The 15,156-nt window shown below is 57.6% G+C and carries 15 protein-coding genes; all 15 read left to right on the top strand.

Annotated features, from left to right (window positions below; translation table 11 throughout):
• Entirely contained in the window at positions 1-1,185 is a 1,185-nt protein-coding gene (gene ftsY / locus GFN93_RS04150) for a signal recognition particle-docking protein FtsY (protein ID WP_153499171.1), read from the top strand.
• Between the two features lie 145 nt (positions 1,186-1,330).
• The gene (gene ftsE / locus GFN93_RS04145; RefSeq protein WP_153499169.1) at positions 1,331-2,020 is read left to right on the top strand and encodes a cell division ATP-binding protein FtsE; all 690 of its coding nucleotides are present in this window, start codon (positions 1,331-1,333) and stop codon (positions 2,018-2,020) included.
• Positions 2,007-3,035, top strand: a complete 1,029-nt coding sequence (gene ftsX / locus GFN93_RS04140; RefSeq protein WP_235901640.1) for a permease-like cell division protein FtsX — start codon at positions 2,007-2,009, stop codon at positions 3,033-3,035. The genes ftsE and ftsX overlap by 14 nt, the downstream gene beginning before the upstream one ends.
• Positions 3,036-3,334: 299 nt before the next feature.
• Positions 3,335-4,198, top strand: a complete 864-nt coding sequence (rpoH, locus tag GFN93_RS04135; protein WP_153499167.1) for an RNA polymerase sigma factor RpoH — start codon at positions 3,335-3,337, stop codon at positions 4,196-4,198.
• Between the two features lie 335 nt (positions 4,199-4,533).
• Positions 4,534-4,902 carry a DUF423 domain-containing protein gene (locus GFN93_RS04130; RefSeq protein ID WP_153499165.1) on the top strand — a complete coding sequence of 123 codons (369 nt, stop codon included), beginning with the start codon at positions 4,534-4,536 and terminating at the stop codon, positions 4,900-4,902.
• 8 nt (positions 4,903-4,910) lie between these two features.
• Positions 4,911-5,108, top strand: coding sequence for a sulfur carrier protein ThiS (gene thiS / locus GFN93_RS04125; RefSeq protein WP_153499164.1), 198 nt, complete (start codon positions 4,911-4,913; stop codon positions 5,106-5,108).
• 56 nt (positions 5,109-5,164) lie between these two features.
• Entirely contained in the window at positions 5,165-5,944 is a 780-nt protein-coding gene (locus GFN93_RS04120) for a thiazole synthase (protein ID WP_153499162.1), read from the top strand.
• A gap of 276 nt (positions 5,945-6,220) precedes the next feature.
• Entirely contained in the window at positions 6,221-6,937 is a 717-nt protein-coding gene (gene trmB, locus GFN93_RS04115) for a tRNA (guanosine(46)-N7)-methyltransferase TrmB (RefSeq protein ID WP_153499160.1), read from the top strand.
• A 146-nt stretch (positions 6,938-7,083) separates the two neighbouring features.
• Positions 7,084-7,251 carry a hypothetical protein gene (locus GFN93_RS04110; protein WP_153499158.1) on the top strand — a complete coding sequence of 56 codons (168 nt, stop codon included), beginning with the start codon at positions 7,084-7,086 and terminating at the stop codon, positions 7,249-7,251.
• A gap of 68 nt (positions 7,252-7,319) precedes the next feature.
• Complete coding sequence (locus tag GFN93_RS04105) at positions 7,320-9,050, top strand: ATP-binding cassette domain-containing protein (protein ID WP_153499156.1); 1,731 nt, start codon at positions 7,320-7,322, stop codon at positions 9,048-9,050.
• Positions 9,034-12,180: a type 2 lanthipeptide synthetase LanM family protein gene (locus GFN93_RS04100; protein ID WP_153499154.1), complete on the top strand. Its 3,147-nt coding sequence runs from the start codon at positions 9,034-9,036 to the stop codon at positions 12,178-12,180. The genes GFN93_RS04105 and GFN93_RS04100 overlap by 17 nt, the downstream gene beginning before the upstream one ends.
• Before the next feature lie 9 nt (positions 12,181-12,189).
• Positions 12,190-12,861, top strand: coding sequence for a sulfotransferase family 2 domain-containing protein (locus GFN93_RS04095; RefSeq protein ID WP_153499152.1), 672 nt, complete (start codon positions 12,190-12,192; stop codon positions 12,859-12,861).
• On the top strand, positions 12,858-13,601 hold the full coding sequence (locus GFN93_RS04090; RefSeq protein ID WP_153499150.1) for a phytanoyl-CoA dioxygenase family protein: 744 nt from the start codon (positions 12,858-12,860) through the stop codon (positions 13,599-13,601). The genes GFN93_RS04095 and GFN93_RS04090 overlap by 4 nt, the downstream gene beginning before the upstream one ends.
• Positions 13,591-14,259: a CatB-related O-acetyltransferase gene (locus tag GFN93_RS17605; protein ID WP_194285742.1), complete on the top strand. Its 669-nt coding sequence runs from the start codon at positions 13,591-13,593 to the stop codon at positions 14,257-14,259. Before GFN93_RS04090 ends, GFN93_RS17605 begins: the two co-directional genes overlap by 11 nt.
• Entirely contained in the window at positions 14,256-15,065 is an 810-nt protein-coding gene (locus GFN93_RS04080) for a hypothetical protein (protein ID WP_153499147.1), read from the top strand. The genes GFN93_RS17605 and GFN93_RS04080 overlap by 4 nt, the downstream gene beginning before the upstream one ends.
• Positions 15,066-15,156 lie beyond the last annotated feature (91 nt).

Genomic DNA, 15,156 nt, shown 5'->3' with positions numbered 1-15,156 from the left:
ATGAGCGACGAAGTTTCCCGCGACGACGATAACGGCCAGCCAGAACCGAAAAAAACCGGTTTCTGGAAGCGCATGTTTGTGGGGGTAGAAGAGGAGTCTTCTCCGGAAACACCTCAATCCCCGGTTTCTGAACAGCCCAATGAGCCTGCCGAGGCTGCACCCCCGCCCCAGCCGGCCACCCCGCCTGCTTCGGCACCGCCCCCTGCGCCTCATTCCGAGCCGCTCGAGCAGTCCACTGGTGAAGCCGACGATGATGACGGCGGCTTCTGGACACGCATGAAACAAGGCATGAGCAAGACCCGCAAGGGGCTTGGCAAGGGCCTCGCCGACCTGCTGGTTGGCGCCAAGGAAATCGACGACGAGATTTTCGAGGAAATCGAAACCCAGTTGCTGGTCGCCGACGTGGGCGTGGAAGCCACCGACGTTATTATTGAAGCACTCACTGACCAGGTCAGCCGTGAAGAGCTGGTGGATGCCGACGCCCTCTACGAATCCCTGCAAAATGAGCTGCGCAAGCTGCTGGTACCGGTAGACCAGCCCATGGTGATCGACGGTAGCAAGAAGCCCTATGTGATCCTGATGGTGGGCGTCAACGGTGTCGGCAAGACCACCACCATTGGCAAGCTGGCCTGCCGTTTCAAGGCCGAGGGAAAGAGCGTGATGCTGGCCGCCGGCGATACCTTCCGCGCGGCCGCCGTGGAACAGCTGCAGGTGTGGGGCGAGCGCAATGACATTCCTGTGGTGGCCCAGCACACCGGTGCCGACTCCGCCTCCGTGGTGTATGACGCCGTGCAGGCTGCCCAGTCCCGCAATGTGGACATCCTGATTGCGGACACCGCAGGCCGTCTGCACACGCGCGGCAACCTGATGGACGAACTCACCAAGGTTACCCGGGTAATGAAGAAGCTGATCCCGGATGCCCCCCACGAAGTCTTGCTGGTGCTGGACGCCGGCACCGGGCAGAACGCCATCAACCAGGCTGAGCAGTTCCGGGATGCCGCGGGCGTGACTGGGTTGGCACTCACCAAACTCGACGGCACCGCTAAAGGCGGTATCCTGTTTGCCTTGGCCAAACGTACCGGCCTGCCGATTCGCTTTATCGGTGTGGGGGAACGCCTGGAAGACCTGCGTCCATTCCACGCAGAAGAATTCGTTCAGGCGCTGTTTGAAGATGTAACGGGGTAAAACCAGCTTCGAGTGACGAGTATCGAGTTGCAAAGAGCGAAAATCCTTTGCCTTTCGAAACTTTCAACTCGCTACTCGAAACTCAAGCGGTTGGCACTCTCTGCCACGCTTAAAATAAACACGACGTTCTTGCACAAGGGCATCCATGATTCAGTTTGACCGGGTCAGCAAACGCTACCCGAATGGCAAAGACGCGCTCAGCAAGGTGAGTTTCACGCTCCCTGCTGGCCAGCTGACTTTCCTTACCGGGCACTCCGGGGCGGGCAAGTCGACGCTGTTGAAACTGATCATGATGATCGAACGCCCGACCCAGGGGCAGGTACTCGTGGACCACCAGAACCTGAACGGTTTTGGTAACCGTCACATCCCCCTGCTGCGCCGGAAGATCGGTATGGTGCACCAGAATCACCAGCTGCTGTTCGATCGCACCGTGTTCGACAACGTGGCGCTGCCATTGATCATCGCTGGCTACTCCCGTGCCGATATCGGCAAGCGGGTTCGTGCGGCGCTGGACAAGGTCGGCCTGCTCGACAAGGAAACGCTCAGCCCGATCATGCTCTCCGGCGGTGAACAGCAAAGGGTGGGCATTGCCCGCGCCGTGGTCAACAAGCCGCCGCTGCTGCTGGCGGATGAACCCACCGGTAACCTGGACCCGGCCCTGTCTGAAGAGATCATGGATCTGTTTCAGGATTTTGCCCGGGTCGGCGTGGCGGTACTCATCGCCACCCACGACCTGAGCCTGATCGCCCGCTACAACCATCGCCTGCTGACCCTGCGCGAAGGTCGATTGATCCATGATGGCGATGAGGGGGAAGAATTCCATGGCGGCCAATAAAGGCAACAGAAGGGCTACCCCCATCAAGCCCCAGCGCCAGAAAGCGGAAAAACCCCGCCGAGTCGCTGGAGCGCAGAGCGCCAGCGCCTCCATGGCGGATCGCTTCCGCAGCTGGCGCGCCCATCATCGCGACTCCTTCCGCGACGCCCTGCAGCGACTCAATGCCAGCCGCGCCAGCAGCACCATGACCATCCTGGTCATCGCCATCGCCCTGTCGCTGCCCGCCGGTCTGGCGGTGCTGCTGGACAATGCCCGCGCCATTACCAGCGGCTGGGACGGCAACGCCCACCTCTCTGTATTTCTGGACATGGACGTGGACGAAAAGCGACAGCGGGAATTGGCACGCCAGTGGCTGGCCATCGATCATATCGACGACACCAAAGTCATTACCCGCCAACAGGCTCTGGAGGAATTCCAGGCCCTGTCCGGCTTCGGTGACGTGCTGCAGGCCTTGCCAGACAACCCCTTGCCGCCACTGATTGTGGTATTCCCGGACAGCACCGACCCGGTCATCCTGCGTGCGCTGGAGAACCGTCTGAATCAAGAGAAAGGCGTAGATCTGGTACAGCTGGATGTGGAGTGGGTGCGCCGCCTGCATGCCCTGATCGAACTGGGTGAACGACTGATTTCGGCCCTGACCCTGGCCCTTGCCGCCGCCGTGGTGCTGGTGGTGGTGAACACCATCCGCCTGGGCATCGAAAGCCGCCGGGATGAAATCGTGGTGGTGAAGATCGTTGGTGGCACCGACGGCTTTGTTCGCCGCCCCTTCCTCTACACGGGCTTCTGCTATGGCTTTGCTGGCGGTCTGGTGGCCGTGATTCTGGTCCAGTCAGCCCTGTGGTGGCTCGGCGGCCCCATAGACGAGCTGCTCACTCTTTACAATAGTGAAGACTCACTTACCTCAATGGCCTCTTCCAGCCTGATTATTCTGCCTCTGTTCAGCGGTGTACTGGGCCTACTTGGCGCCTGGTTGGCGGTTGGCCGGCATCTGGGCGATATCGAGCCGAACTTCTAAAGGCAGCTGCGAGGCGCGGGGAAGGCCCTCTCAGCCAGCAACGCCCTGCCCGCGAGCCGCAAAGACACCAGCGCAAAGCCTGAACGTTCAGGGCCCTCTGCCCTCTAATCGGGTTGTAGCTCGTAGCTCATTATGCGCCCCGGTTCACAGCTTGTTCACCGAGTCAGGCTATGCTCCTCATTACCCATCGAATCAGTCGATCAAAGGGAACTTTTCTGCCTATTAGCACTCTATGAATTCGAGTGCTAATATCGAGCACAGATGGAATTAAACGAAGTCTTCACGAGGAGACATTGCGCATGACCAACCCTTCAAACCCCGCACAGGCGCTCACTCTGGCGGTACCGGGCAATGACCTGGACGCCTACATGCGAGCCGTTAATGCCGTGCCGGTGCTCAGCGCAGAGGATGAACAACAACTGGCCGAGCGCCTCTACTACGAGCAGGACCTGGACGCTGCCCGCAACCTGGTGCTTGCCCACCTGCGCTTTGTGGTGCACATCGCCCGCAGCTACACCGGTTATGGTCTGCCCCTGGGCGATCTGGTCCAGGAAGGTAACGTGGGCCTGATGAAAGCCGTCAAACGCTTTGACCCAACCAAAGGTGTCCGACTGGTGAGCTTTGCCGTGCACTGGATCAAGGCCGAGATTCACGAGTATGTGATCAAGAACTGGCGCATCGTCAAAGTGGCCACTACCAAGGCCCAGCGCAAACTGTTCTTCAACCTGCGCGGCCAGAAGAAACGTCTGGGCCGCCTGACCCTGGAAGAAGCCCAGCGCGTGGCTGACGACCTGGGCGTGACCGCCGAGCAGGTGAAGGAAATGGAAGGCCGTCTGGGTGCCTATGACGCCAGCTTCGACGGCCCCGCCAATGACGATGAAGACAGCACCGTAGTGTCTCCGGCGGCTTATCTGCAAAGCGACAACAGTGACCCGGCAGATATCATTGCCGAGCAAGATCAGCAGAACCGCGAAACCCGTCAGTTGAGCTCTGCCCTGATGGCCCTGGACGACCGCAGCCGCGACATTCTGGAACGCCGCTGGCTGGCAGACCAGAAGTCCACCCTTCAGGAACTGGCCGACGAGTACGGCGTCTCCGCCGAGCGCATACGCCAGCTGGAGAACAACGCTATCAAGAAGCTGCGTAACGCGATCGCGGCGTAAGAGACGCAACTGGCAACACGCTAAAGCCCCTCTTCGAGGGGCTTTTTTGTGGCCGCTCCGCGGCTGCCTGACGCCAAAAATGGGGGCTGCTGCGGGGAGCCCTAGGTGCTCGTCAGGATATGCCTGCAAGCGATGCCACATTGGTCGAAGGCAAATCGCTTGCAGGCTAGCTCCCACAGCAACCTGGAACACAGCACCAACACATCATCGCGTTTGGAACTTTAAACTCTGAACCAGCTTCCCTGCTCCCGCGAAGATACCCGCCGGCGAAAGATTTCCGGTACACTGTCCAGCCCTAGGCGGCACCTGAAATGACCGTCAATGCGGAGCGATAAATGAAAGTCCTGCTTATTCTTGGCGCCATCAACGGCGCTCTGGCCGTGACCCTCGGCGCTTTTGGTGCCCATGGCCTCAAAAACCGTGTGGACGAATCCCTCCTGACCACCTGGTCCACCGCCAGCGAATACCACTTTTACCATGCCCTCGCCCTGTTGCTCACCGGGCTATTAGCCAAGGCCTTTGGCGCTTCCAGCATGGTCACCGCTGGCTGGGTAATATTTGCCGGCATGGTGGTCTTCAGTGGTAGCCTGTACGTGCTGGTGCTGAGCGGACAAAAGTGGCTCGGCGCGATTACCCCGCTGGGCGGCACTGCCCTGATTATTGGCTGGTTGATGCTGGCCTGGTCCCTTTTCAAACACGCTTGATCGAGATCATGAAGCTCACCGTAAATGGCGATACCCTCACCCTGACTGGTCACACCGTTGCCGACCTGGTGGCTCAGCTGGAGCTCACCGGCCGCCGCCTGGCGGTGGAAGTGAACCGGGAGATCATTCCCAAGAGCCAGCATGGCGATTTCACCCTGAGCGAAGGCGACGTGGTGGAGATTGTCCACGCCATTGGCGGAGGCTGACCTCCTTTTCCGCCAAACCATGCCTATTAACTACTCACCAATCTTTTGAGGCCACCATGTCCGATCTGCTTACCATCGCCGGAAAAACCTACTCCTCCCGCCTGCTGATCGGCACCGGCAAGTACAAGGATTTCGACGAAACCCGTGACGCCATCGAAACCAGTGGCGCAGAAATCGTCACCGTGGCCATTCGCCGTACCAATATTGGCCAGAATACCGACGAGCCCAACCTGCTCGATTACATTACCCCTGACAAGTACACCATCCTCCCCAACACCGCGGGCTGCTACACCGCAGAAGAGGCCGTGCGCTGCTGCAAGCTGGCCCGGGAACTGCTTGATGGCCACGACCTGGTGAAGCTGGAAGTGCTGGGGGACCAGAAAACCCTGTACCCGAACATCATCCACACCGTGCAGGCGGCAAAAGAACTGGTGGATGACGGCTTCAAGGTGATGGTCTATACCAACGACGATCCGATCGTGGCGAAAGAGCTGGAAGACATGGGCTGTGTGGCCGTCATGCCGCTTGGCTCGCTGATCGGTTCCGGCCTCGGCATTCTCAATCCGCACAACCTTCGGCTGATCATGGAAGAAGCCAAAGTGCCAATCATCGTCGATGCTGGTGTGGGCACCGCTTCCGATGCGGCCATCGCCATGGAAATGGGCTGTGACGGGGTACTGCTCAATTCTGCCGTGGCCCATGCCCAGAACCCTGTTTTGATGGCCTCCGCCATGAAAAAGGCCATTGAGGCGGGCCGTGAATGCTTCCTGGCAGGCCGCATGCCCCGCAAGGCCTACGCCTCGGCGTCTTCTCCACTTGATGGCGTGAGCAAGTAAACGGCGCGGTACGCTTCACCCAACATGCGATACACCAATGCGCCCCCCTGCGTGAGGGGCTGCGGAGTTGATTCTGAGAGCTGCGTGAAGCGCACTGCGGCCGCAAAGCGGCCAAAAAAATGGCACTGTCCGGGGGAGGAATCAGTGCCAGGGGTAAGTCATGGGGCAGATCTTTGTAAAACCATAATCTACCCCCACCCATGAAAAGCACGTGAACACGCCCATCTTCGGGTTTCTGCTACAATCACACCCCCAATTCATGACAGCCCCGTTCCCATGCTCGATTTCATTAAACAGGATAAGGATCCTGAAACCGGCAAGGTCATGCGCAAAGTGCGCAGCTTTGTTCTCCGCGAAGGCAGACTCACTACCGGGCAGCGCAATGCGCTGAATACACTCTGGCCTGTATTTGGGCTGGAGCGAGACCAGGGCATGCTGGATCCTGAAACCGTCTTCGGTCGCGATGCAGAACGCGTTCTCGAAATCGGCTACGGCATGGGCCAGTCACTCGCCGCGATGGCTGCAGCGGAACCGGAAAAGGATTTCATCGGCATCGAAGTCCACCGCCCCGGTGTGGGAGCCCTGCTGATGGAAATCGAGCAACAGGGCCTGACCAACCTGCGCAGCTATTGCGATGATGCCGTAGAAATTCTGGAGCTGTGCATTCCGGACAATAGCCTGACCCGGGTACAACTGTATTTCCCTGACCCCTGGCACAAGAAAAAGCACCACAAGCGCCGCATCGTGCAACCCGCCTGGGTGGAAAGGGTGCGCCAGAAACTCAAGCCCGGAGGCGTCCTGCACATGGCAACGGACTGGGAAAACTATGCCGAGCACATGACGGAGGTCATGCATCAGGCAGAAGGCTTCACCAATCTGGCTGGTGACAGCCTGTTTTCATCCCGTCCAGGCTGGCGCCCGGAAACCAAATTTGAGCGGCGCGGCGAGCGCCTGGGCCATGGTGTGTGGGACCTTTTGTATGAAAAGCGTTAATCCGGGGACGAACGGGGCTTTTACCCCATTTAAGGTATTGATTAGCCTCGGAGCGACTGGTATCTATTTAACTCAGTACTGGAACATGAACAGTTTCACACTTTCAGTATAAAAATCTCGAATAAACCAGCCCGAAGGGAACGACAATGATCGAATTCAAAGACGATATCGAAGCAGAACTGGTTGCCGCTGAAGCCATCGACCAGCAAGCAGAGCAAACCGTGAACAGCAAGCTGCTGGAAACCGTGTTCAAGCCGACCATGGGCAGTGAAGAAGCTATCTGCATCAACCAGTCCCGCAACATCACTTGCTGATCCGTTTAGGCTGACAGCAAACAGGCACCCATCACGGGTGCCTTTTTATTTTCCACTCTTGCCAGGCCATGCTTGCTTATCGTCTGATCAGGGACACCCTGTACCGTCATGCCATTGCCTCGGTGTCGACCCTGGGATTACTGGCGTCTTCCCGGGCCCTCCAGGCCTGCATCCCATTATTGTTTGCGGCACTGGTATCACAGTTTGATGCCACTGACGCCTCAGACATTGTGTTCTGGTTACTGGCGGGCTATGTGCTTGCCTCCCTGTCGGTAGTGGTAACAGACGAAGTTCGACAAATTCTTTTTTTACCGCTGATACAGCGTGTACAACGGCAGTTCATGGTTCAGGCTCTGGCAGCACTGCACGCCAAGACCAATGGTTTCCACTCCAGACATGCCTCCCCCAGGCTCACCCAGATGTTGACGAGAGCCGCCTGGAGTCTGGAATCGCTCGGTAGCGTGGGTCTATTCAATCTCGTGCCGAATGCGCTCTACTGCCTTATCGCCGCCATCGTTCTTGGCTGGTCACTGGGCCCGGCCTTTGCTGGCATTCTTGTCGGAACGCTGACCATCTATGTACGTTTCACCGTCCACATCGCTGGCACCCAAAAACAGCTTTATGCCAAGCGAATCCAGGCCGACAATCAGGTACATGCGATGATTGGCGACAGCCTTGCCAACCATGAAGTCGTACAGCAATTCGAGAATTCCCAGAGCGAAAGCCAGCGCCTTCTCACCCGCCAGCATTTACTCCACCAACACTGGAGAGAACAACAGCAACACCTCTCGCGCAGCAAAATGATTCAGTCGCTGATTGTCCATTCCGGCCTTGGACTCATGCTGTTCCTGACGGTCAAAGACATGCAAAACGGCCACGCCAGCGTCGCGGACCTGGTAATGGTGAACATGTACATGCTGCAGGTATTCGCCCCGCTGCAAGCGGTCGGATTACTTTATACCGCATTTATTCAGGCAAGGACTGACATCCAGAGTCTGGAAGCACTGGAGTTGAAATTCCCGACACCAGAACCCGGCGTACCAGCGCCTTCCCGGTCTATCTCAATTTCGAAGGTAAGCGTTTACAGTGACGAGGGTGAGCGTTTGCTCAATGACGTTTCGCTGGATGTCACTGCTGGCAGCACTGTTGCCATTGTTGGCCAGAGCGGCGCGGGAAAGTCCGTGCTAATGAAGGTGCTCGCCGGGGTCATTGAACCCGCACAAGGCCACCTTTGTTATGACGGCAACCCGGTCAGCGCCCGTGGCCGCATGCAGCAAACCCTGTATGTATCCCAACGCACGGGCATTTTCGATGATACGCTGGAGTACAACATCCGCTTCGCCGCGCCGGACTGCAGCGAAGACGAGCTGGCCGCTGCCCTTTCTTCCTGTCAGCTCGACAGCGTCATGGCGCAACATGATGCTGGCCTTAACTCGCCCTGTGGGGAGGGCGGCAGTCTGCTTTCGGGTGGTGAACGCCAGCGAGTCGCTCTGGCCCGGGCCTGGTTAAGCAACAAACCCATCCAGATTCTGGATGAAGCCACCTCACAGCTCGACCGCATCAACGAAAGCGCCATTCTGAAACGTTTCCGGGAACGCCCGAACGGCGAAACCCGCTTCATCATCACCCATCGCCTGGACAGCATTATCGACGCAGACCGGATCGTGTTGATGGAAAAAGGACGCGTGGTTGCACAAGGCTCCCATTCCCATCTGATGAACCACGCACCACTGTATCGACAGCTTCACGAGGCAGCCTCAACGTCCTCTCGGAACCGCGGCAATGAAAATGAACGCTGATGCTTTTCAACGCATCCTGACGGCTCGCACGCTGACATTGTCGCAGCACCTCTCCGGGGAGTGGGTGCAAGCCGATATGAGTGAGAGCGCCCGTAGAACAGCCGCTCGACGCCTGCAGCGATGGCAGGAAGTCCTTGATCGTTTCTCTCCGGGAAGCTTGGCAAAGCGACTGCAATGGGATCACTACACACTTGAGAGTGACCGCCTGCTGGACCGGCTTCGCCCTGGCAGCTTGCGAGAGGATGCCCCTTGCGCCGACTGGACGGCAACGGCCTGGCAGATGGCAAACACCATCATGCACCCGGACGCTGACGCCGACGATCAAGGCTATCTTGATGCCAACGACCCGATTCCGTTTGAGGGGCTGTTTGTTCCTGTCATTGCACAATACAGAGCCGCCCTGACCAACAACGCTCCTGAATGGGCCCGACAGTTTTCTCCACAGGCAAGAGACGCGCTGTGCAGGGAACTACTGCAACGGCTCTCTGCGAACCTGGCGCGCTGTCTTGAGCATGAGTTCTCCCTGTTCCGGTTGACCTCACCTGCAGGGGGGGCTCAGGGACATGCTCTCTACGACCAATTCATCAGCAATCTTCGTGACGGTGACATCGCGCCCTTTTTTCTCAAATATGGCTACGCCACGAGGCTCGCCAGCCTCGCGATGTGCCAGTGGAAAGACACCCAGCATCGCCTGTCATTACATCTTGCAGAAGACCGGCTCTTGCTGAGCAAGCACTTTTCCATCGCGCCGGACAAGCCGGTTACTGCCGTTCGATGCGGTCTGTCAGATCGACATCACAATGGCCAGAGCGTCATGCGGATCCAGTTCTCCGGGGACCAGGCTCTGTACTACAAGCCTCGCGGGATGAAACTGGAAAGTTGCGTTGCCCAATTATGTGAAAAGCTGGATGCGTCACTGGTCAATATTGTTCCACCAGTGCTGAGCCGTGATGACCATGGCTGGGCCTCTGAAATCAGCGGACAGGCAGGAGATCCCGAGCAATATTATCGGCAAGCCGGCAAAGTGATCTTTGCTGCCTGGATGTTCGCTGGCACGGATCTGCATGATGAAAACGTAATGGCCTCTCAGCAAGGCCCGGTCATCATTGACGCCGAGATGTTGGCTTCCCCTGTTCCGTTGGCTCACGGCAACGCCGACCCTGTCATGCCGAGTACACGGGTGGAAGACGCCACGGTATTGCGCTCAGGCTTACTGCCGCGCTGGCTGTCCTATGGTGATGGCACCGCTATCCAGATAAGCGGCATTTCCGCCGGAAAAGAATATCTCACCGACCTGAAAACACACCGCTGGGCGCACATCAATACTGATCACATGGCGCTGCAGACCGAGTGGGTTCGGGTTGAAAGCGCCAATAGCCAAACCTTACTTCCCCCTCCCTGCGACTACGAGGAGAGTATTCTGGCGGGCTTTTCCAGCCTGGTAGAGCCCGCCAGACGAATGGCTGCCTCGCCAGCACTGGAGCAGCAACTTGGCGAAAAGCTTGCTGACTGTGAAGTCCGTTTTCTCGTCAGGGATACCACCCTCTATGCCACCCTGGAGCAGGCCGTTCGCCATCCCCGGCATGCCTTGACACTGATCGATGCCGAGATCGAGCAAGAGTGTCTTGCGGCCACGTTCCTGAGCCATGACACCTGTCCGCATGTGTGGCCATTCCTCGCAGAAGAAAAGCGTGCATTGCAGAATGGTGATATTCCCCATTTCACCCTGCCGGTGAATGAAATCCACTGGCAAAGTACCGATGGCAAGTCTGTCACGCTGTTTTCCCGCTCCGGACTGGAAGCCATCCAGGAACGCTTTGCGCAACTGTCCGATGCAGAGATAGCTTTCCAGACCAGCCTGATCAAGGCATGCCTGTTCACTACTCGGACGGAGGAAACATCAACCATTACCTCGCAGGGAAAGCGGAGCGGAATCAAGACGCTTTCTGCACTGCAGGCAGCGAGCCATATCGGTGATGCCCTGCTGAAAATGGCCGTCAGTCATTCCCCTTCTCCCGTCAGCATACCAACCTGGATTGCGCCGCAATCCCTGGGCGCCGACCGTCCCAGCACCGTTCGCGCTCTTGGGGCGAGTTTGTACGATGGGCAAGCCGGGATGGGGCTGTTCTTTGCGGCCCTGGCAAAACGCACAGGGGCATCACGGTTTCACGACATCAGCGAAAAGATCTTTACGGGCTTACTGGAAAACAGCACCGGGTGGAGCGAAGAGCTCGATAATCGTCACGGTGGCCTGGTTGGCCGAACGGCTGTTTTCTTCGCGCTGCACCATGCCCTGCGACTGATTGAAATGCCCTCCCTTGAGGCTGGCTGCGCAACATTGGGCGACACCATTGCCAATGCGGATTTCCAGCCTTCAGGCACCAGTACTGACTGGATCAGCGGCCAGGCAGGCGCCAGTGCGGCCGCGCGCGACTGTCTGTCAGCGCGACACCAAAAAACACACCTGACACAGTTGCTCAGCCAATTTGTTATCACAGCAGACATGCCTCCGTTGGTCGGCTGGCCGGATCCGGGACAGCGTGACCCAGACGCCCCTGCAGCGTTTCAGACCGGTGCCGGTCATGGTATCTCAGGGCCCTTGAGCTCTCTCTGCCAGTTACTGGAAGCACTCTCTGGGGACGCACAGACCCGTCAGGCCTACCAGGCGATAGAGGATTGCGTGCAGTTCCTTGATCACCAGTGGATACCGGAAAAACGTAACTGGAAGATTTCTGCTGATAAACATGCCCCTGCGGACAGTGACGGATGGGCCCATGGTGCAGTCGGTATACTTATTGCTCTTAACGGCGCGACTGCGCTGACAGGTGTCCGTAACCCGGCTGCTGAGATCGCCCTGCAGCGTCTGCGCGAACGTCCACTGATGCAATGGGACCATCTCGCCATGGGCAATAGTGGTCTGATCGACATGTGGCTGCTGCTGAACGAACCTGAGCGTGCCCATTATCTGGCCTCCCAAATGCTGCAGCGTTATCAGTCCCAGCTCAGCTGGGCAATTCCCGGAGGAGAGGCCATGCAACCCGGAATGATGACGGGTATGGCGGGCATCGGTTATACCCTGCTCAGGCTGGAGCAGCCGGATTTGCTGCCCTCACTGCTGACGCTGAGATAAGGAACGACCATGTTGCAGTATGATGCCGACAAGCTGCTGGTCTCTATCCATATCCCCAAATGTGGGGGAACCAGCTTTACCACATGCCTGAAGAGCTTCTTCAGCGACCGGCTCTTTCTCCATTATCCCGACGATCCGGAAGGCCCTCCGAGGAAAACCACAGCCCGTCACCAGGCCTGCGTGCATGGGCACTTCTACCATCATCAGTGGGCCATTGGTGCGCTGGATTACTATCCTGATGCTACCCAGTTCATCACCATGCTCCGCGATCCCATGGAAATGGTTCTGTCAGGGTATTACTTTCGGCGCAGGCTGGGCGACCTTGGCCACGTTGGTATCCACCAATATCTGGAACAAACCCTGCAAAACCCGAAAATATTCAATTATCTCGGGCTGCCATTCGACCTTTGGGGGAGTAGCGAAGAACACATCCAGCAATGGCTCGAGCGACGCTTTCTGTGGATCGGTCTAACCGAGAGGTTTGCGGAATCTCTCCAGCTTCTGGCATTGAAGCTGGGACAGCCAACTCCGAACATTCCCTTCGAGAATACCAGTCCAAGGGAAGGCGAACTTGCCGACCTCGCACAATACCGGCAACAATTCCGGTTACGCTTTCATCGGGAGTTTGCCCTTTATGATTATGCAAGCCGCCGTCTGGAATGGGAGCTTGAGCAGTCATGATTGATCTTCAGCAGGCGACTCAAACGCTGCGGGAAAAGGGGGTTGTCGTATTTCCCGGTCTCTATGCTGACCTGTCGGCCGCATTACTGCAGGAGCACCATCGCTGCTTTGCCGAGACGTTACCAGGCCTCAAACTCGCCCCGCCCATGGATGGCGAAAAGATCCTGCCCGCCCGCGCCATTGATTTGGTGAACCATCAACTCACAACGCTCCATCAATGCCTTTTCCCTGACTGGTTCCGCCAGCTCGGCGCGCAGTACTTTCAATGCAGTGACAGCAGAAATGATTTCGCCTCTATTTGTGAGGATACGTTCAAGCAGGATCGCCAAGGCCCCGGCAACCACCACCCACATTGGGATCCCACGCTTTCCCTTCGCTTGATGCTTTATGTATCTGATGTCACGGCAGAAAATGGAGCCATACAGGTGAAGCCGGGGACTCACTATCGCAATCACCAGACCCGGCTTGATCAATGGAAAAACCATATTCCCTATCAGGACCCATGCCCCTGCAGTGGCACGACGCATCCCTACGAAAGCATTGAGGGACGTGCCGGGACGGCTGTCGTCTTTGATGTTTCCGTAACACACCGAAAGGGAACGGTCAGCAAAGAGGCTCGTCGTAGCGTGGCGTTTTCTCATATTCACTCCCCGCTGGCTCAGCTCCAGTTGGCGGGTACTCCTTTTAATGCTATCCCGCCATCCTTGCTGTGGCCCCATGGAAATCCCGATGATCAGTAACGAACAGAAGATGAACCGGTTGAAGGCGCTGGCCAGTTACGCAGACTGGCTTCACCCGGAAGAGCTCTCGCTCTCGGCCTTTGATGGTGATCATGAGCGGGCCTGCTTCCTGGAAAAGGAAAGCAGGATCAGTAACGACTATCAGCCCTTTAACCTGTTGATGGGACGCAATGCTTATTACCAGTGCCGAACACAGATGCCGACCAACCTCATTATCGGCCGTCACAGCTCCATCAGTGCCCTGGCAATCCTCGGCGCAGTCAGCCATAACGTGGACATGCTGACCACCGGGATGCTGGACCTTGAACAGGAAATGGGTGGCGAGATGGGCCCGGAAGATATCTATCGGGCTGGCGTCTACCCCACGGTCATAGGGTGCGACGTGTGGGTCGGCCACAACGCGGTCATTCTGCAGGGTGTTTGCGTCGGCCATGGAGCATGCATCGCTGCAGGCGCCATCGTCACAGACAATGTACCGCCTTACGCAATTGTGGGCGGAGTCCCGGCCCGGGTGCTGAAATACCGCTTTGACGAAGCGACCCGTGAGGCCTTGATCGCCAGTCGCTGGTGGGAGCTCCCTCAGGAGATTGTCTGCAACTTGCCGCGCAAAGACGTGGCAAAGGCACTGGCCATTGCCAATGAGTATTGGCAGTCATGACCACGCTCAGCCACTTAACAGGCCGCGAACATGCTCGTTTTCTGGATAGCGTCCGCCAGGCAAGCGTCATTACGGAGCCCTTCCCCCATGCCATTATCGACGGCGCCCTTTCTGCCGACTTCCTTGCGCAGGCGTATCAGAACCTGCCAGAGAAGTCCCTATTCAACGATGCCGGGCATGGGCTTCTAGCGTTCCAGATCTGGGACAAAAGTGAGGACCTGACACAGTGGCGCAGCCCTCGAAAAGCATTCTGGCAACAGTGTAATGAGCAGCTGTTTGATGATGCTATCGCGGGTGCGATCCATGCGTTGTTCACCCCCGCGAGGCAGGCACTGTACCAGCGCCTCTTCGGCGATAGCGCGGACAACAAACAAGACATGATTCAGCTGCAACCCTGGGCTACCTGCGGTGCTCTGAATATTCGTGCTGCGGGTAGCAGCCTGCCAACACACATGGATTGGCCAAATCGACTTTATAGCCTGATCGTTTATCTGGACCCTGACGAAACGGCCTCACCAGACTGGGGAACCCGACTGTTTCATGGACCGCAAATCATCGGCAGTGAAGGAGTTGAAATCATGGCCAAGCGCGCCCCTGACCATGTGAAATCCTGTACGCCAGAAGCCGCCACACTGATTCCATTCAAAGCAGGACGCATTGCCATCTTCATGAACACCCCCTGGTCTTACCACGGTGCGCAAGTTCAAGGAGCGGACGGCGCATCACGCTTCTGCCTCGTGAAAGGCATCAACATGACTCTGGACTCCACCGAACAACTTTTCGGACTTCCTCCCGAGCTGAAATGAAACACCTTGATGACAAGAGCCCAACTGATTGAGATGGCTGAACAGTGAGAATCCCGTCAGCAAAAAATTAAAAAGCCCCCAGTGCATCGCA

The organism is Alcanivorax sediminis (genome assembly GCF_009601165.1).
GTDB lineage: Bacteria > Pseudomonadota > Gammaproteobacteria > Pseudomonadales > Alcanivoracaceae > Alcanivorax > Alcanivorax sediminis.
This window is presented reverse-complemented; position numbering and strand designations above follow the sequence as displayed.